18 protein-coding genes are annotated in these 16,580 nt (G+C 61.9%); 9 read left to right on the top strand and 9 right to left on the bottom strand.

From position 1 onward, the window contains the following. The first annotated feature begins 3 nt into the window (after positions 1–3). The 3 genes from CGZ66_RS27555 to CGZ66_RS27545 all read left to right on the top strand — a co-directional run bounded on the left by CGZ66_RS27555 (position 4) and on the right by CGZ66_RS27545 (position 3,425). Positions 4–2,157, top strand: a complete 2,154-nt coding sequence (locus CGZ66_RS27555; protein ID WP_095089906.1) for a transglycosylase domain-containing protein — start codon at positions 4–6, stop codon at positions 2,155–2,157. A 121-nt stretch (positions 2,158–2,278) separates the two neighbouring features. Next, entirely contained in the window at positions 2,279–2,863 is a 585-nt protein-coding gene (locus CGZ66_RS27550) for a DUF1214 domain-containing protein (RefSeq protein ID WP_095089905.1), read from the top strand. Then, positions 2,856–3,425 (top strand): DUF1254 domain-containing protein, encoded by a 570-nt coding sequence (locus CGZ66_RS27545; RefSeq protein WP_095089904.1) that lies wholly within the window; start codon positions 2,856–2,858, stop codon positions 3,423–3,425. The genes CGZ66_RS27550 and CGZ66_RS27545 overlap by 8 nt, the downstream gene beginning before the upstream one ends. On the opposite strand, the gene CGZ66_RS27540 is transcribed toward CGZ66_RS27545, so the two are convergent. Beyond that, a complete protein-coding gene (locus CGZ66_RS27540; RefSeq protein WP_095089902.1) occupies positions 3,422–3,610 on the bottom strand; it encodes a hypothetical protein in 189 nt (62 codons plus the stop codon). The genes CGZ66_RS27545 and CGZ66_RS27540 overlap by 4 nt on opposite strands. A 210-nt stretch (positions 3,611–3,820) precedes the next feature. Between CGZ66_RS27540 and CGZ66_RS27535 the strand changes: the two genes are divergently transcribed. Next, positions 3,821–4,882 (top strand): hypothetical protein, encoded by a 1,062-nt coding sequence (locus tag CGZ66_RS27535; RefSeq protein WP_095089897.1) that lies wholly within the window; start codon positions 3,821–3,823, stop codon positions 4,880–4,882. On the opposite strand, the gene CGZ66_RS27530 is transcribed toward CGZ66_RS27535, so the two are convergent. The 3 genes from CGZ66_RS27530 to CGZ66_RS27520 form a co-directional block, all read right to left on the bottom strand. Beyond that, entirely contained in the window at positions 4,860–5,207 is a 348-nt protein-coding gene (locus CGZ66_RS27530; RefSeq protein ID WP_095089892.1) for a DUF1491 family protein, read from the bottom strand. The genes CGZ66_RS27535 and CGZ66_RS27530 overlap by 23 nt on opposite strands. Before the next feature lie 69 nt (positions 5,208–5,276). Then, a complete protein-coding gene (locus CGZ66_RS27525; protein ID WP_095089890.1) occupies positions 5,277–6,089 on the bottom strand; it encodes a peptidoglycan-binding domain-containing protein in 813 nt (270 codons plus the stop codon). Next, positions 6,064–7,797, bottom strand: a complete 1,734-nt coding sequence (locus CGZ66_RS27520; RefSeq protein ID WP_095089888.1) for an ATP-binding protein — start codon at positions 7,795–7,797, stop codon at positions 6,064–6,066. Before CGZ66_RS27520 ends, CGZ66_RS27525 begins: the two co-directional genes overlap by 26 nt. 535 nt (positions 7,798–8,332) lie before the next feature. On the opposite strand from CGZ66_RS27520, the gene CGZ66_RS27515 reads away from it, so the two are divergent. After that, positions 8,333–8,698, top strand: a complete 366-nt coding sequence (locus CGZ66_RS27515) for a DUF5330 domain-containing protein (RefSeq protein WP_095089972.1) — start codon at positions 8,333–8,335, stop codon at positions 8,696–8,698. Between the two features lie 100 nt (positions 8,699–8,798). After that, positions 8,799–9,227 (top strand): SufE family protein, encoded by a 429-nt coding sequence (locus CGZ66_RS27510; RefSeq protein WP_095089886.1) that lies wholly within the window; start codon positions 8,799–8,801, stop codon positions 9,225–9,227. A gap of 145 nt (positions 9,228–9,372) precedes the next feature. Here CGZ66_RS27510 and CGZ66_RS27505 read toward each other — a convergent pair whose 3' ends face one another. Continuing rightward, positions 9,373–9,798 (bottom strand): Ros/MucR family transcriptional regulator, encoded by a 426-nt coding sequence (locus CGZ66_RS27505; protein WP_095089970.1) that lies wholly within the window; start codon positions 9,796–9,798, stop codon positions 9,373–9,375. Between the two features lie 448 nt (positions 9,799–10,246). Continuing rightward, entirely contained in the window at positions 10,247–10,615 is a 369-nt protein-coding gene (locus CGZ66_RS27500; RefSeq protein WP_095089968.1) for an SH3 domain-containing protein, read from the bottom strand. Positions 10,616–10,765: 150 nt separating this feature from the next. Between CGZ66_RS27500 and CGZ66_RS27495 the strand changes: the two genes are divergently transcribed. From CGZ66_RS27495 to CGZ66_RS27485, 3 genes are all read left to right on the top strand, one after another. Further along, positions 10,766–12,889, top strand: a complete 2,124-nt coding sequence (locus CGZ66_RS27495) for a S9 family peptidase (RefSeq protein ID WP_095089883.1) — start codon at positions 10,766–10,768, stop codon at positions 12,887–12,889. Beyond that, positions 12,886–13,512: a LysE family translocator gene (locus tag CGZ66_RS27490; RefSeq protein WP_095089879.1), complete on the top strand. Its 627-nt coding sequence runs from the start codon at positions 12,886–12,888 to the stop codon at positions 13,510–13,512. Before CGZ66_RS27495 ends, CGZ66_RS27490 begins: the two co-directional genes overlap by 4 nt. 194 nt (positions 13,513–13,706) lie before the next feature. Beyond that, positions 13,707–14,108, top strand: a complete 402-nt coding sequence (locus CGZ66_RS27485) for an SET domain-containing protein (protein ID WP_095089877.1) — start codon at positions 13,707–13,709, stop codon at positions 14,106–14,108. A 96-nt stretch (positions 14,109–14,204) separates the two neighbouring features. Here CGZ66_RS27485 and CGZ66_RS27480 read toward each other — a convergent pair whose 3' ends face one another. The 3 genes from CGZ66_RS27480 to CGZ66_RS27470 form a co-directional block, all read right to left on the bottom strand. Beyond that, the gene (locus CGZ66_RS27480) at positions 14,205–15,155 is read right to left on the bottom strand and encodes a cytochrome c (protein ID WP_095089873.1); all 951 of its coding nucleotides are present in this window, start codon (positions 15,153–15,155) and stop codon (positions 14,205–14,207) included. Positions 15,156–15,164: 9 nt separating this feature from the next. Beyond that, a complete protein-coding gene (locus CGZ66_RS27475) occupies positions 15,165–15,602 on the bottom strand; it encodes a c-type cytochrome (RefSeq protein WP_095089871.1) in 438 nt (145 codons plus the stop codon). Between the two features lie 270 nt (positions 15,603–15,872). Continuing rightward, the gene (locus CGZ66_RS27470) at positions 15,873–16,469 is read right to left on the bottom strand and encodes a superoxide dismutase (RefSeq protein WP_095089869.1); all 597 of its coding nucleotides are present in this window, start codon (positions 16,467–16,469) and stop codon (positions 15,873–15,875) included. Positions 16,470–16,580 lie beyond the last annotated feature (111 nt).

Here is a 16,580-nt window from a genome sequence, read left to right as displayed (position 1 = left end):
CGAATGGCCAGTCCTGAACCGCACAAGAGAAGAGGTCCGATCGCAGCCCGGCTGTTGGCGCTCGATGCATGGCTCGATTCCTCGCTCTACGAGATCGGTTTCAAGGCGCGCCAGTTCTGGGAAGCCGCGACGATCTTCTCGCGGCGCTTCCGCGTCAACGGCTGGCGCCGCGGCATCATCGAACTGTTGAGCGAAGGTTTTACGCTGGGCGCCGGTGGCATTGTGGTGATGCTGGCGCTGGCCGTTCCGGCATTCCAGGATACGGCTGGCGACTGGCGCGCGCAGGGTGACTTCGCCGTCACCTTCCTTGACCGTTACGGCAACGAGATCGGGCAGCGCGGCATCATCCAGCGCGATTCGGTGCCGGTCGACGAGATGCCCGATCACGTCATCAAGGCGGTGCTCGCCACCGAGGATCGCCGCTTCTTCGATCATTACGGCATCGACGTGCTTGGCCTTTCACGCGCCATCTTCGAGAATGTGCGGGCGAACTCCGTCGTCCAGGGCGGTTCCAGCATCACCCAGCAGCTGGCCAAGAACCTGTTCCTCACCAACGAGCGCACCCTGGAGCGCAAGATCAAGGAAGCCTTCCTGTCGCTGTGGCTCGAGGCCAATCTGTCGAAGAAGGAAATCCTGCAGCTCTATCTCGACCGCGCCTATATGGGCGGCGGCACGTTCGGCATCGAGGCGGCCGCCGACTTCTATTTCGGCAAGAGCGTCAAGGACCTGAACCTCGCCGAAGCGGCGATGCTGGCCGGCCTGTTCAAGGCGCCGACGAAATATGCGCCGCACATCAATCTGCCGGCGGCGCGCGCGCGCGCGAATGTGGTGTTGTCCAACCTTGTCGATTCCGGTTTCATGACCGAGGGTCAGGTGCTGCAGGCAAGGCTGCACCCTGCCGATGTCGTCGATCGCGGCGAACAGAAAAGCCCGGATTATTACCTCGACTGGGCGTTCGACGAGGTCAAGAAGATCGCCAAGCCAGGCCAGCACTCGCTGGTGGCCCACACCACCTTCGACGCCAACATCCAGAAGGCGGCGGAAGAATCGGTGGAGTTCCACCTGCGCCAGTTCGGCAAGGAGTATAACGTCACCGAGGGCGCTGTCGTCGTCATCGAGACCAACGGCGCCGTCAGAGCCATCGTCGGTGGCCGCGACTATGGCGCCAGCCAGTTCAACCGTGCCACCAAGGCGCTGCGCCAGACCGGCTCGTCGTTCAAGCCCTATGTCTATGCAACGGCGATGGAGCACGGCTTCACGCCCGACTCCATCATTTCCGGCGGCCCGATCAGCTGGGGCACCTGGTCACCGCACAATTACAGCGGCGAATCGGCCGGCCGGATCACACTGATCATGGCGATGGCCAAGTCGATCAACACCGTGCCGGTGCGACTGGCCAAGGACTATCTCGGCATCCCGCCGATCAAGGCAATGGCCGAGGCGATGGGGGTGGAATCGCCGCTCGAATCGCACAAGACGATGGTGCTCGGCACCTCGGGCATGACGGTGATGGATCAGGCGACGGGCTACAGCGTGTTCGCCCAGAACGGCTTCGTCGGCTCCCGGCACGGCATCACGCAGCTCGTCACCCGCACCGGCGAGGTGGTCTACGACTTCGCCAAGGATGCGCCGCCGCCGCACCGGGTGTTGTCCGAGCAGGCGCTCAAATCCATGAACACCATGCTGGCGGCGGTGCCGGTGATGGGCACGGCGCGCCGCGCGCAAATTCCCAACATAGTCGTTGCCGGCAAGACCGGCACGACGCAATCCTACCGTGACGCCTGGTTTGTCGGCTTCACCGGCAACTACACGGCGGCCGTGTGGCTGGGTAACGACGATTTCACGCCAACCAAGAACATGACAGGCGGCTCGCTGCCGGCAATGGTTTGGCAGCGTCTCATGGTCTATGCCCATCAAAACATCGACCTCAAGCCGATCCCCGGCATCGACAAGCCTTTTGTCGATGAAGAGATCGCAGCCAAGGCCGGGGAAGCGCAGAAGAAGAGCGACGACCAGGCGGCAGCCGATGCCGCGGCCGAACGGCCGCCGGTGTTGTCCAGCCGGACCACGCAGACGTTGAGGGACATGACTAAGCAGTTCCAGTCAGCGCCGGCCCTCGCCGCGCCTCAACCGCCGGAAAAGCTGTCGGCACTGTGATTCTTTTCGACTGAGTGGGTGTTTGCGACTGGCTTGGGCGGGCAAATCCATCGGCCCGCTTGCCACGGGACCCCGCACCGCGATATCCCCGAGCGGCAACTCTTCGTGTCCCCGGCCCTTCATGCTCAAGAATGCACTCCTGACGCTGCTTTCGCTTGTCATAGCCATCGGCGGCGGTGGCGGCAGCGTCTGGTATGCGCTGAAAGCCCAGGATGGTGTCGGCGCCATCCGGATCGGCCAATGGACGGCCTTTCCCGATATTGGCACGCCAGCCGCCGACCCCTATTCGAAGGCCCGCGTGGCACGCGAGGGCGTGCTTGCGCTCGGCCGTGCCGAAGGGCTGTCCTTCGTCGCCGAGCGCGACGCTGGTGGCGGCGAACTCAAGCGCGAATGCACCTACACGATCGAGGGTGGATTTCCGACGGCACGGTTCTGGACGCTCTATGCCGCCGATCAGTCGCTCGGCGTGGTCGAAACCGGCAAATCACGCCTGGCGGCGCTGCAATCCTATGGGGTGGTACGACAACCCGACAATTCGGTCATCATTTCCGCCAGCGATCACCCGATGCCGGGCAACTGGCTGCTGACCGGCGGCTTCGGCAGAATGTATTTCGTGCTGACATTCTACGACACGCCGATCGCCAGCAGCACCGGCCTGTCGGACGTTTCGCTGCCGCGGATCCTGAAGGTCGGCTGCAATGCGTAGCTCTTATGCGGCGATGCGCAAGCTTCTGCATGCTGTCCTGCTCGGCCTGGTCGGCGCCGGCATCGTGCACATCGTCGTGCTGCTCCTGGTGCCTGAATTTTCCGAACGAGACGCCTGGTCGCGGCTGTCCATGGCCTCGGACCTTTACAGGATGACCCGTCTCGATGCGGAGGCCGGTGGCGCGCCAGTGGTGAAATCCGTCGACCCGTTGTTTTACGCGACGGCGTGCCGGTTCGATCTGGGCGAAGGAGTGGTTCGCATCAAGGCGCCGGGACATGTGCCGTTCTGGTCGGTGTCGGTCTATGACCGCAGCGGCCACAACATCTATTCCTTCAACGACCACACCGCCAACGACCGCGTGCTGGATGCCGTCGTGCTGACGCCGGCGCAGATGATCGACGTGCGCAAGGACCTTCCCGAGGACCTTCAGGGCGCAATCTTTGTCGAGGCACCGATCGAGGAAGGCATCTTCGTCATCCGCACCTTCGTGCCCGATGACAGCTGGAAGCCGATCGTATCAAGCTTCCTCGAAAAGAGTTCCTGCGAGCTGCAAGACTTCTAGTGGTGAGGAACCGGCTTCGTCCCTGGCGATCCCGGCTTGTCGGGATCGACCGGCCGCACTTCGCCGGCATGCGACCGCTCGTAGCGGATGCCGGGGAAGATGATCACCGCCGCCGGAATTTTGGCGGGTTGCTTTGTCCGATTGCTTGGTGCCGTACGCGGCACGAAAGACAGTACCATGCCCATGATTCGCGCATTCCTCTCGGTTTCCCCGGAGCACAACGCAACGCCTCCAAATATCATTAAGGACGGCAGAGGGTTAACGGAGCGCTAACGGATCGTCGCTAACTTGATCTTTGTCTCGAGGTCAGGGCGTTCTGACCCGCGGCAAACGCGAAACCGACACAGTCCCGGTCGAGCGTGGTCGAGTTTGTGTCGAGTGCGGGCGTATCCTTCGTGTCATCTTCCGACTTCAGGCAAATCGCGATACGGACCGACTCGGGCAAAGCTGAAAGGCTGTTCCGCGCCGCAGTGTCGGCGTTCTGCTCGCTCACCCGCCCGTCACGCCGCGAGATCGGCCAGCTCGAGGACCTGACGCTGCCGCTGTTCGACAATGTGTCCGTCGAATCACGCCGTTACGTGGCAGCCGCCCTTTCCGAATGCGAATATGCCCCCGCCGCATTGGTGCGCCGTCTTTGCGAGGAGCCGGTCGACATTGCCGCGCCGCTGCTCATCCGCTCCCGCGCGGTCAGTGACATCGACCTCATCGCGCTGATCGGGCAGCACGGCCTGCCGCATGCACGCGCCATTGCGCGGCGCAAGGACTTGAACCCGACCATCGCCGACCTGATCAGGGCGCTTGAAAGACCAACCCTGGTACGCGTGCGGGAGCCGGACGCGAACGGCATCGCCGCGGACAGGGCCGTGACGGCCACGGCGGACAAGATTGCACCGATGAGCACGGATGCCGTCTCGGAAGAGCCCGCCAGAGAACGGGCGGCCGGCATTGCCGCTGAAAACGCACGGCGCAGGCTGCGCACCATGATGCGCACCGGCGACGAAGCCGGGGCGACGACCGCCGATCCGTTCACGGGCGCGGATGCCTATGTCAAACTGCGCGAGACGGCGCTGACGGGAAACGCGGCGTTCTTCCAGACCGCGCTCGCCGACGCACTGGATATCGATTTCTCGATCGCGCGATCGCTCACCGGCAACCAGAATTATGCCTCGCTGCTTGCAGCACTGCGCTCTCTTGACCTCAGCGAGGACCGGGCATTCCTGATCACGGTTGCGGTCTATCCCAGCCAATTCCCGCATCCGCAGGCCATCCGCGCCTTCCTCGACCGCTACCGCCTGCTGCATCGCGATGCGGCTCAGGACAAGGTGCGGCTCTGGAAGGCGGAGACCCTTTCAAGAGCGGTTCGCGATGCGGCACCGGCAAACAGCGATAACCGGACGGGATCGAACAGCGACGATGCGGCGGCTTCGTCCGGCCTCAGGGCGACTTCACGGAAATAAGCTCCTCGACGGAGACGGCACCGGCCTCGATCTCGACCACCCAGATGTCGGGATCGAATTTCTTTTCCCGTTCCAGTCGTGCTTCGAGCACGGTGGCATCATCGCCGGCGCCGAGAAGGCTGAAGAAGCGATCGTCGGGCTTCGCCGAATCGTAGCTTGTCTGCGATGCCGGCCCGAACAGGGCAATGTCTCCAGACCTGCCACGCGCCAGCACGAACACAGCGCCGGCTTCGGTTGCGCCGCGCTTGACCACGGCGGCAAATCCGCCGGCGCCGAAAACCCGGCGCAACAGGGCCGAGACCCACAGATCCGATGTGACGCGCATGAGAAGCTCCAGAAAGCGTACGGGCTATCTATCGATATTTCCGCCGCTCTGCGAGCCGTCGTTTCAGCCCTAGTTGGTCAGGCCGATCTCGCGCATCTTGACGTACACGAGCTCATCGGGCTCGCCGGTCTGGGGCAGCCCGAACAGTGACTGGAATTCCTTGATCGCCGCCTTGGTGCGCGTGCCGACGACGCCGTCGAGCTGCATGTCGTCATTGCCGAATGCCTTGAGCCCGGCCTGGATCTTGACGATGCGGGCATCGGGTGCCTGCGTCGGCGCATTCGCCTGGTCGGCATTCGCCTGCCCGGAATTGGTCTGCCCAGAATTTGTCTGCAACGATACCGGAACGGCGGCCGGCGTATCCGGACGCGGCTGCGGTCTCGGTATGACGGCCGCTGTTTTCGGCGTCGCGCCCAATTGGTCCAGCAGAAGCGCGTCGATCTCGCCGGACGCGTTGAGCCCGACCTTCTGCTGATAGGCCTGGATGGCCTTGCGCGTGTTGGGCCCGGAAATGCCATCGACCGTTCCGGAATAGAAATCGAGATCCTTCAATATGCCCTGCACCTGCTCGACCACCGGATCGCCCTTGATCGGTGCCGGCGTGCCGGATGGCCGCACGATGTTGAACGTCGTCTCCGGTTCGTCGGACGCCGTATGCCGGAAGCCCTCCATGCTGCGGGTCGCGAAGAACGCGCCCGCATGCGGGAAAGGCTGGTACCACAAGGCATTGGCGGAAACGTAGAACAGCGTCACCAGGAATGCCGTCGACCCGCCGACCAGGACGGGATTGCGCGAGATCGCGCCGCCGACGGCGACGGCGCCGTCCTGAAAGGCGTTGCTGCGGCGCTTGACCGCCTTAGGCCGTTTTGCGGAGCGAGCCATTTCTGTCCCCTTTCGCCATGGCCGCCGGCATCGTCAGCACTCCGGCCTTCTCCGCCTGGTGTCCCTTCGGTCCGTTCACCGGCAGGCTGATGGTCACCGTGGTGCCCTCGCCCGGCATGCTTTCGATGGACATCGTGCCTTCGTGCAGGGCCACCAGGCCCTTGACCAGCGAAAGGCCGAGGCCAGTCCCCTCGAACCGGCGGGTATAGTCGTTCTGGATCTGCATGAAGGGCTTGCCGAGATTGGCAAAATCCTCCTCGGCGATGCCGATGCCGGTGTCCCTGACCCAGAAATGCAGACGCGAACCAATCCGCTTGGCGCCGACGACCACATCGCCGCCATCGGGGGTGAACTTGATCGCATTGGAGACAAGGTTGATGAGCATCTGCTGCACGGCACGCCGGTCGGCATTGATATCGCCGGCGTCCGGCGCGACCTGCGTCTGCAGATCGATGTTCTTCGCCTGCGCCTGCAGCCGCAGCATGGACTGACACATGTCGACCGCTTCCGCGAACCGGAACGGCTCCGGCTCGGTCGCATAGACGCCCGACTCGATCCTGGACACGTCGAGTATCGAGGTCACGACGGCCAGCAGATGCTGGCCCGAATCCCTCACCAGGCCGACATACTCCTTCTGGCGCGGATCCTTGAAGGCGCCGAACATCTCGTGCAGCAGCATGTCGGAGAAACCGATGATGGCATTCAACGGCGTGCGCAGTTCGTGGCTGACCACCGCCAGGAAGCGTCCCTTGGCGACTTCGGCCGAGGCCGCCGCTTCATTGGCCGCAGCGAGATTCTCGCGCAGCCGGGCAATGTCGTCGTTCTCGCGCAGGACAAGCGTGAAGACGTCGCCGTGTTCTTCACCTCGCACTAGATCGAGTGAGAACGGGCGATAATTGTCGGCCGCCTGGCCATTGCCGTTCTGAGGCAGCCTGATGCGCAATTCGAGCCGGCGCGACTGCGCGCCGTCGCGCATGTCGGCCAAGGCACTGAGATAGCAGACGCGATCCGACAGATGGACACGATCGAAGAAGCCGTTTCCGGACAGCAGCTCGGGCGGCAGCTTCAAAAGCGTGCGCGCCTTTGCCGAAGCGTCCAGAACCTCGCCATGGCGGGCGACGCGCAAGACCACCGCATCGATGATGTCTTCAAGACGGTCTGCCGTGTCGGTGACGTCGGCCGCACCGGTCGTGTTTTGAAACGCCGACGCGCGCGGGATCAATGTGAGGGCCCAGGCCAACGGCACCAGCCAGTGCCACGCGGCAATCTGTGCTCCGGCGAACGGCAACAGAATTCCTGCCAGAGGCTGCGCCAGGATGGCCACAGCGGCCGACACGGCTCCCCACAATGCCGCACGCCGCGAGGCGCCGATCCACCAGACTTCGAACGGCAGCGCCACAACGAGCATGGCGACGGGAGAGCTCAGCCCGCCGGCGGCGGCGATGAGACCGCCTAGCGCAATGCCGGCCATCGCCAGAGCGACCTGAGCAGCGATGGCCATCTTGCCGGTCGCCGCCACCAGCAGGGCGACGAACCAGCACAGACCAAAGGCCGCGAAGATGGCGGCCACGGTGACGGCGGCGCCCATTCCCGACGTGACCAGCGTGACCGCGGCGCCGGCGGCAAAGAAAGGAGCCGCGAGCATGACGCCGATGAAGCGGCGCTGGCGCTCGCGGTCGTTCTGCCCAAGGATGGACGGGTGAACCATACGTTCGCAACCAGCCGCTATCGCGCCAGGCAATTCAACGTATCTGGCCTTGATCGAACTCAACTCAACGCACCCGTACTTGTCGTGGACAGCTCTGCTTTTGCAGATTGTTTTGGTTGACTCAGAAACTCGCATCCAGCGTTTAAGGAATGGATAAGGCAGCGCCGACCAAGGCCCGGCCTGCGGCAAATATCGGGATGCCGGCAGCCGAAAGCCCGGGCAAATGCAGCCATAGTAAACGGAGGGTTATCCGGCGCCGGCGCGCATGGGGTGTATCCACGCGACGCCTGGACTCCCGGGTTTCACGAAAAACGCATTCAAGACAAATAGATAGATGGTTATCCGGCGTTAAGAAAAATCGTTCGGATTTGAAACAAACTGTTTGCACAACGGTTCGTTTCGGATTTGCCTAAAATTTGCGGAAAATTCTCGGCGAACCTGCAAGCCGTCCTTTGCGCCTGTGTGCCACCATCCTGCCTACAAAAGAGGTCATGCCATATGGATGCATGATCCGGTCACGACGAGAGGCAAGGGAATGGTCTTCCTCATAAGAATGGCTTTCTGGTTCTCGCTGGTGCTGCTGGCGCTGCCACTGACTGTCGGTCCCGACGAATCGGGCCGCGAGAGCGTCGGGCCGATCCAGGCCCTGTTTGCGGCGCGTGAAGCGGTTGGCGACATCGCCGGCATTTGCGAACGCAAACCCGACGTCTGCGAAACCGGCAAGTCGGCCATGCACACCATCACCGCCCGCGCCAAGGAGACCGCCAAGATCGCGGCCGCGATGCTGGACGACAAGTCCACCGCGGGCCCTGACACGTCGACGATGACCGGCAGCGTGCCGGAGGAAATCGTCTTGCCCCAAACGGTCAATTTGCCAGTCAACCTGCCGGTCCAGAATTAAGCCGTCTCGACGGCGCACCGCGGGCCGTCTGCCCTCTCGACGCCCGCGGTGTCCTTGTTTTTTCCGTGACGTGGCGCCGCCGCGTGACTATATCCGAACTATGACGACGATGATCCAGACGATCCGCGACGACTTCTCGTTCCTCGAGGAATGGGAAGACCGCTATCGTTATGTCATCGACCTCGGCGAGGCGCTGCCGCCATTTCCGGACGATGAGCGCAACGCTGCCAACAAGGTGCCGGGCTGCGTCAGCCAGGTCTGGCTGACCACCGAACGCGGACCGGGGGCCGATCCGGTCATAACCTTCACCGGCGATTCGGACGCCCATATCGTGCGCGGGCTGGTCGCAATCATGCTGGCGCTGTTTTCCGGCAGGACCGCCAGCGAGATCCAGAGGACCGACGCGGAAGCAACGTTGAAAGAGCTCGGCCTCGACGAACATCTGTCGCCGCAGCGCGCCAACGGCCTTCGCTCCATGGTCAAGCGCATCAAGCGCGATGCCGAGGCGGCGCTGAGGCAGACCGCCTGACAGCCGGAGCGGTTCATCGTTCCACGGAGCGTAGAAGCGCTCTACTTCGTCATCTTGACGCAATTCCGGATGGAAAACCCTTTCACACAAAATCAAACGGCGCCCGAAGGCGCCGTTGATGTCGATCCGATGTGGCGAGCAGCGATTACCGCGCCTTGCGCTTGCGGCCGAGACCCATCTTCTTGGCAAGCTGGGACCGCGCAGCGGCATAGTTGGGTGCAACCATCGGATAGCTCGGGTCGAGGTTCCACTTTTCGCGGTACTGATCCGGCGTCAGGTCGTAGTGGGTCATCAGATGACGCTTCAGCGACTTGAACTTCTTACCGTCTTCAAGGCAAACGATGTAGTCGTCATGAACCGAGCGCTTCGGGTTGACTGCCGGCTTTTGCTTGTCGGCAGGCGGCTGTTCGGCAGTTCCACCCACGCGCCCGAGCGCGGCATGGACATCGGATATCAGGTTCGGCAATTCGCCGACCGGCACGGGATTGTTGCTGACATAGGCGGCCACCACATCGGCGGTCAATTCGATCAGCGCATCGCTGTTTCTGGAAGGTGTTTCGACAATATCCATGGTCATCAGGCCCCAACAAGAGTTACGTCAGTGTGCGCCCTTTTTTTCAGGCAGGGCATCGCGCGAATTTTATGCAGGTAGAGCTTCTGCGATTCGTGTCGCGTGCACATCAATGACCCTGCTGATCAAGTAAGTCAATTCGGTCTTTGCGCTATATTGAACAATGTTGATCAATTGTTCCCGGATTAGCTTCAACCTTTCGTGCATTTTGTAATTTTTCGATATTTCGCCCGCCAACCAGCAACCGCTGACGCAACGTCAGTTCGTCGTTACATTCGCGATAACTCACAAAGCAGGTTTCAATGCTTGATTTTGCTTGGCAATCGCACGGGCAAGCTTGGTTGCTCATACCTGTCCACAAAACCACAGGTTGCCGCATGTCCTGCGCAAGCAACCAGGCGACATGCCGGTCATGTGAACTGGCTTGGATCAGTCGCTGCCAGGTCAGTCAATGCGGCGTGATGTATTTGCCATAGGCCCAGCCCGTGACGAAGTTGCCGTTCTGGGCCGGGTCATGCCAGACTTCGCACCAGCGATAGCGAACCGTCTGTTCCTGCTTCCACGCCGGTTGATTGGCGATGTCGAGCAGGCTTATCCCGCCGGTGCATCGTCCGGTCATCTGCAGAACAGTTCCGTTCGGATACGCCGCCTGTTTCTGGGATGTGCCCGAAGGGTATTTGCGCACATTGAGCGTGTCACCGAACGGCACATTGGCCACTTGCCAAGCCGCGAATACGGTCGCATGAGACTGGCCGGTAGAAGCCAGAGTTAGCGAAGCAACGGCGAAAGCTGCTGCAATCCGAGGATATATATTCATCATCTCTCCTCCCGGCCCATCATCTGGAGCCGACACGACCCTTAAGCTGCGGCTCTTGAACCCGACCTGATGGGCGTGTTCATTCGCTATTCAAGATAGTTCCCCATTCAAGATGCTTCCCCATTCAAGAAATCGGCAAAGCGAGACGCAATGACCAGCACTTCCGCATTTCCGCACGTCAGCCCGCCAGCGCCCGAGAAACGGCCTGTTTCCGACACGCATCACGGCATCACGCGAACCGACGACTATGCCTGGCTGCGGGCCGACAACTGGCAGGAGATGTTCCGGGATCCGTTATTGCTCGATGCGGGGATCCGCGCCGAGCTCGAGGCCGAGAACGCCTATCAGTCGAAGCTGATGGCCGACACGGCCGAGTTGCAGAAGCAGCTTTTCAAGGAAATGAAGGGCCGCATCAAGGAAGACGATTCCTCCGTGCCGATGAAGGACGGACCTTATGCCTATGGCTCGTCCTTCAAGCTTGGCGGCGAGCAGCCGCGTTATTTCCGCATGCCGCGCGACGGCGGCGCCGAGCAGATCCTGCTTGATGGCGATGCGGAAGCGACGGGCAAGGCCTATTTCCGTCTTGGCGGCGTCGACCATTCGGCCGACCACCGCAAGCTCTTGTGGGCATTCGACGACAAGGGCTCCGAATTCTACACGCTTCGCGTGCGCGACCTTGACGATGGCAGGGAGCTCGCCGACCGGATTCCCGACACGGGCGGTTCAGGCGTCTGGAACGCCGGCGATGACGGCTTCTTCTACACGCGTCTCGATCCCAACCACCGCCCGTCCAAGGTGCTGTTCCATGCGCTTGGGCAAAGCCCTGAAAGCGACCGGCTGATCTACGAGGAAAGCGATCCCGGCTTCTTCATGAATGTCGACGGCACGCGCAACAACGAATGGATCATGATCGGCATCAACGATCACGAGACCTCGGAATACCGCCTGATGCCCGCCAGCGACCCGTTTGCCGAACCGAAGCTGGTCTCGCCGCGCGAGACCGGCCTTCAATATGATCTGGAAGAAGGCGGCGACATCTTCTTCATCCTGACCAATGCCGATGGCGCCAAGGATTTCAAGATCATGACCGCGCCGGCGAGCGATCCGGCACGCGCCAACTGGCAGGAACTGGTGCCTCATGAACCTGGCCGGCTGATCCTGTCGGTGATCGGCTTCAAGGACCACATGGTCCGGCTCGAACGCTGGGAAGGCCTGCCGCGCATCGTCGTGCGCGACCGCAGCAGCGGCGAGGAGCATCTTTTGTCCCTCGACGAGGAGGCCTTCTCGCTCGGCCTGTCAGGCTCTTATGAGTACGACACCGAGATCATGCGCTTTTCCTATTCCTCGATGACGACGCCGGCCCAGGTGTTCGATTACAATATGCGCACGCGCGAGCGGGTGCTGCTCAAGACCCAGGAAGTGCCCTCCGGCCATGACCAGGATCACTACGTCACCAGGCGGCTGATGGCGCCCGCCGCCGATGGCGAACTGGTGCCGATCTCGCTTCTCCACCACCGCGACACGCCGCTGGATGGATCCGCACCTTGCCTGCTTTACGGCTACGGCTCCTATGGCATCACGGTGCCGGCCGCATTCAACACCAACTGGTTCTCATTGGTCGACCGCGGCTTTGTCTTTGCCATCGCTCATGTCCGCGGCGGCAAGGACAAGGGCTATGGCTGGTACGATGACGGCAAGCGGGCGCACAAGATGAATACGTTCACGGATTTCATCGCCTGTGCGCGCCACCTCGTTGCCGAGCGCTATACGACGCATGACCGCATCGTCGCGCAAGGAGGCTCGGCCGGCGGCATGCTTATGGGCGCCATCGCCAACATGGCGCCGGAGTGTTTTGGCGGCATCGTCGCCGAGGTGCCCTTCGTCGACGTGCTCACCACGATGCTCGACGCCAGCCTGCCGCTGACGCCGCCGGAATGGCCGGAATGGGGCAACCCGATCGCGTCCGCCGACGACTACCGAACCATCGCCGCCTACTCGCCCTATGACAATGTCGCCGCGCTCGACTATCCGCCGATCCTGGCGCTGGCCGGTCTCACCGATCCGCGCGTCACCTATTGGGAACCGGCAAAATGGGTGGCTCGGCTGCGCGACCGCAAGACCGGCGACAATCCCGTGCTGTTCAAGATCAACATGGATTCGGGCCACGCCGGCGCTTCCGGTCGATTTTCGCGACTGGAGGAGATCGCCTATACTTATTCCTTCGCACTGAAGGTGATGGGCAAGGCGCAGCTTACAGGAGAGAACCGCCAATGATCGATCTGTCAACATTGACAACCTACATCGCGGTTGTGCTCGGCTTTGTCTTCATTCCAGGCCCAGCCACCCTCCTTACCGTCGCGCGGGCAACGAGCTCCGGAACGAAGGTGGGCATAGCGACCGGTGCCGGGATCGCGGCCGGCGACGTGTTTCACACGGTCATGGCCATGGTCGGCATATCGGCGATCATCGCCACTTCGGCGGCGCTGTTCAGCATCGTAAAGTACATTGGCGCCGCCTATCTCGTTTATCTCGGCATTCGGGCGATCATCGAGAAAATGCCGGCCAACCCGGCTGCCGGCGCACTTGCCATCTCCGCCGGTAAGGCGTTTCGACAGGCTATCCTGACCGAAGTGCTCAACCCCAAGACCGCGCTTTTCTTCCTTGCATTCCTGCCCCAGTTCGTGCGGCCTGAAAACGGGTCGGTGATGCTTCAGTTGACCACACTAGGGGTCATCTTCGTCATGCTGGGTCTTCTCAGCACGGTCGTCTTTGCCGTGAGCGCCGGTCGGCTTGGCACTTTCCTGCGCCGAAATCCGAGGGTGCTCAAGTGGCAAGGCAAGATTGTCGGCGGCATCTACTGTGCCTTGGGCGTCCGTCTGGCACTGCAGCAACGCTGACGCGAAGCGATGTGTCGGCACTGCGCCGCCGGCCGCTCACGGTCATCATTTTTTGATTTGCGCATTGTCCCTTTCCGACGCTTCTGTTCCAGCCATGTGAAGCGGATTTTCCGCTCGCAATTGCAATGGCTGCGCGCTACCCAGTGCACGGCTTCTGTGAGGCCACTACAGCCCCAATCGCGTAAAGGTCCATTATGCTGCTCGTCGACGTCTATCTCGACAAATCGCCCATCCAGGGCATCGGCGTCTTTGCCAGGAACCGCATTCCCCGCGGCACGCGGATCTGGAAGCTGGATCCGAGGTTCGACCGGCTCATCAAGGTCGAGACCTATGAGCGCGAGAGCGGGTCGGTGAAGAGCTATCTCGACCGCTATTCCTATCCCGACAGGCGCGACCCGAACTTCATCGTCTTCGAAGCCGACGATGCGCGCTACATGAACCATGCCGACGAGCCGAATTGCGACGTCTCCTCGCCCGAGGAGAGCTTTGCGCTGCGCGACATCGCACCCGGCGAGGAGCTGACCTGCAACTACAACCATTTCTTCGAGACGGGCTTCGACTTTCTGGGCGACCGCCACCCGGCGTCCGACAACTGAAAGCGTCGCACCTGACGAGAGCCGCGCGCGGCGCTTCAACTGTTGTTTTTATACACGTCGTTGACCCAAACCGCTGAGCAGTTTTGGCGGCATGCGTCAGTTCGCGGTCTTCTTGCGCGCCGGATAGCCGTTTGGATGCGGTGGTACTACCTTGAGGTAGGCGGCAATCGCCGCACGATCCCCCGCGGTCAGTTCGGCCATGTTCTTCTGCACGTCGACCATCGCGCCGCCGACAGCATCGAAATCGGGCGTGAAGCCGGTCTCCAGGTAATTGGCGATGTCGGCTTCGGACCAGTTGCCGATGCCGCCCTCGCCCGATGTGATGTTCGGCACGACGCCGCTGCCTTCGGCGGCCACGGCGCCCGCCAGCCACTCGCTCTTCTTCGTCCCGCCCGCAAAGTCGCGCGGCGTGTGGCATTCGCCGCAATGGCCCGGCCCTTCGACCAGGTAGCGACCAGCCATCACCGGATCAGGCGTGCCTTCGGGAAGCGAAACGACCGGCTGATCGCCGAGATAAAGCCGTTTCCAAAGGCCGATGCCGCGGCGGATGTTGAACGGGAACGTCAGCGAATTGCCTGGCGCCTTGCCGGCGACGGCCGGCAGCGTTTTCAGGAAGGCATAGAGGTCGGCAATGTCGCCCGGTTTCATGCGAGCGTAGGACGCATAGGGGAACGCCGGATATAAATGCTCGCCCGACGGCGACACCCCCTTCAGCATGGCATTGGCGAGGTCCTCGACCGACCATGCGCCGATGCCGTCCTTGGCGTCCTGCGAAATGTTGGGCGGCACGAAGGTGCCGAATGGCGTCTTGAGCGCGAGGCCACCCACCAGCTGAAGCCGGGCATCGCCCTGCGACCCCGGCTTTGCATGGCACGAGGTGCAACCGCCGGCATAGAAGATGCGTTTGCCCCTGGCCGCGTCGCCAGGGCCGAGCTTGGCCAGGGTCTCGCTGTCGAGCCTCACCGGCGCCGACAGGACCCACCCGGCAACCGCGCCGACGCCGCCCAAAACGACGAGGGCGCCGACGAGCTTTTTCAGCCAGGGCATCGCCCGCCATCAGCCCTTTTTCACTCGATAGGTCTGGTGGCAGGTGCCGCAGTTGGACGCGATGGTGTCAAATTGCGCCTTCAACGTATCGACGTCTGCGGGAGCGGCAGCGGTCGCTGCCTTGACGTCGGCGATGAATTTGTCGTTGGCCGCCTTGAAGCCGGGCATGTCTTCCCAGATCTTCGGCGCAGCCGTGGTGTCGCCCGTGTCGCTGCCGGCCGGGAACAACGCGTCGACATCGACCTTCTCGGCATTCGCCTGCAGTGCCTGCAGGGCCGTCAGCACAGCCGCGGCATCAAAAGGTTCCTCGCCCTTTACCACCTTGGAAATGCCGCCGACGATCTTTCCACGCTCCTTCATCAGAGCCTGCCGATCGAGGATCGGGTCGGCAAAGGCCGCCGACGCCGCGAGGGCGAGCATTGAGATGGCGATGACAAGCTTTCTCATTCAATTGGCTCCATGATGAAGGTATTTTGGGGATGAGGGCATTTCGGGACAGGACGTTAACGGATGCCACGAAGGGAATATTCCCTTCGCCTCGGATGAATTTGCTGCGCCACAGCAAAAGAAAAGCCCCGGGAGTGCCGGGGCTTTGCTGGAGATCGATCAGGTCATCAAACGCGTCGCGCCCAAACGGACCCAAACGACGCGGCTTGAGTCCTTGCTCTCGTACAAATCGTGGTCCCAAAACCGCTGCGCACGTTTGGGCGACATGCATCAGGCCTTTTCGTAGAGCTCAAGCACGTGATCCCAGTTGATCAGGCTGTCGACGAACGCCTCGAGATATTTCGGCCGGGCGTTGCGATAGTCGATGTAATAGGAATGCTCCCAAACATCGACGCCGAGGATCGGCGACGCGCCATGGACGAGCGGGTTTTCGCCATTCGGCGTCTTGGAGATCGCCAGCTTGCCGTCCTTGACTGAAACCCAGGCCCAGCCGGAACCGAACTGCGTCGTGCCGGCGGCGATGAAATCGGCCTTGAACTTGTCGTAGCCGCCAAGATCGCTGTCGACTGCCTTCTGCAGGGCGCCGGGCAATTTGTTGCCGCCGCCGCCTTTCTTCATCCATTTCCAGAAATGGATGTGGTTGTAGTGCTGGGCGGCATTGTTGAAGAGGCCGGCATTCTTGCCGAACGACTGCTTGACCACCTCTTCGACCGACAGATCGCCCATTCCGGCTTCCGCGGCCAGCTTGTTGCCGTTGTCGACATAGGCCTTGTGGTGCTTGTCGTGGTGATATTCCAGCGTCTCTTTCGACATGTAAGGCTGCAAGGCCTCATAGTCGTAAGGCAAAGCGGGCAATTCAAAAGCCATGGGTAGTACTCCCTCGTGGAAAATCCGGTGTCGATACCGGACTAAGATAGGTCTGGATTGAGCTCGGACAACTCCGGAATGAAGCGCCGGTTCCCTTTCTAGGCGGGTAGC

Source organism: Mesorhizobium sophorae (genome assembly GCF_002270415.1).
GTDB classification, from domain to species: Bacteria; Pseudomonadota; Alphaproteobacteria; order Rhizobiales; family Rhizobiaceae; genus Mesorhizobium; species Mesorhizobium sophorae.
This window is presented reverse-complemented; position numbering and strand designations above follow the sequence as displayed.

Coding starts and splice junctions, on each gene's coding strand:
- CGZ66_RS27555 (WP_095089906.1), top strand. CDS start 4: ATGGCCAGTCCTGAACCGCACAAGAGAAGAGGTCCGATCGCAGCCCGG.
- CGZ66_RS27550 (WP_095089905.1), top strand. CDS start 2,279: ATGCTCAAGAATGCACTCCTGACGCTGCTTTCGCTTGTCATAGCCATC.
- CGZ66_RS27545 (WP_095089904.1), top strand. CDS start 2,856: ATGCGTAGCTCTTATGCGGCGATGCGCAAGCTTCTGCATGCTGTCCTG.
- CGZ66_RS27540 (WP_095089902.1), bottom strand. CDS start 3,610: ATGGGCATGGTACTGTCTTTCGTGCCGCGTACGGCACCAAGCAATCGG.
- CGZ66_RS27530 (WP_095089892.1), bottom strand. CDS start 5,207: ATGCGCGTCACATCGGATCTGTGGGTCTCGGCCCTGTTGCGCCGGGTT.
- CGZ66_RS27525 (WP_095089890.1), bottom strand. CDS start 6,089: ATGGCTCGCTCCGCAAAACGGCCTAAGGCGGTCAAGCGCCGCAGCAAC.
- CGZ66_RS27520 (WP_095089888.1), bottom strand. CDS start 7,797: ATGGTTCACCCGTCCATCCTTGGGCAGAACGACCGCGAGCGCCAGCGC.
- CGZ66_RS27515 (WP_095089972.1), top strand. CDS start 8,333: ATGGTCTTCCTCATAAGAATGGCTTTCTGGTTCTCGCTGGTGCTGCTG.
- CGZ66_RS27510 (WP_095089886.1), top strand. CDS start 8,799: ATGACGACGATGATCCAGACGATCCGCGACGACTTCTCGTTCCTCGAG.
- CGZ66_RS27505 (WP_095089970.1), bottom strand. CDS start 9,798: ATGGATATTGTCGAAACACCTTCCAGAAACAGCGATGCGCTGATCGAA.
- CGZ66_RS27500 (WP_095089968.1), bottom strand. CDS start 10,615: ATGAATATATATCCTCGGATTGCAGCAGCTTTCGCCGTTGCTTCGCTA.
- CGZ66_RS27495 (WP_095089883.1), top strand. CDS start 10,766: ATGACCAGCACTTCCGCATTTCCGCACGTCAGCCCGCCAGCGCCCGAG.
- CGZ66_RS27490 (WP_095089879.1), top strand. CDS start 12,886: ATGATCGATCTGTCAACATTGACAACCTACATCGCGGTTGTGCTCGGC.
- CGZ66_RS27485 (WP_095089877.1), top strand. CDS start 13,707: ATGCTGCTCGTCGACGTCTATCTCGACAAATCGCCCATCCAGGGCATC.
- CGZ66_RS27480 (WP_095089873.1), bottom strand. CDS start 15,155: ATGCCCTGGCTGAAAAAGCTCGTCGGCGCCCTCGTCGTTTTGGGCGGC.
- CGZ66_RS27475 (WP_095089871.1), bottom strand. CDS start 15,602: ATGAGAAAGCTTGTCATCGCCATCTCAATGCTCGCCCTCGCGGCGTCG.
- CGZ66_RS27470 (WP_095089869.1), bottom strand. CDS start 16,469: ATGGCTTTTGAATTGCCCGCTTTGCCTTACGACTATGAGGCCTTGCAG.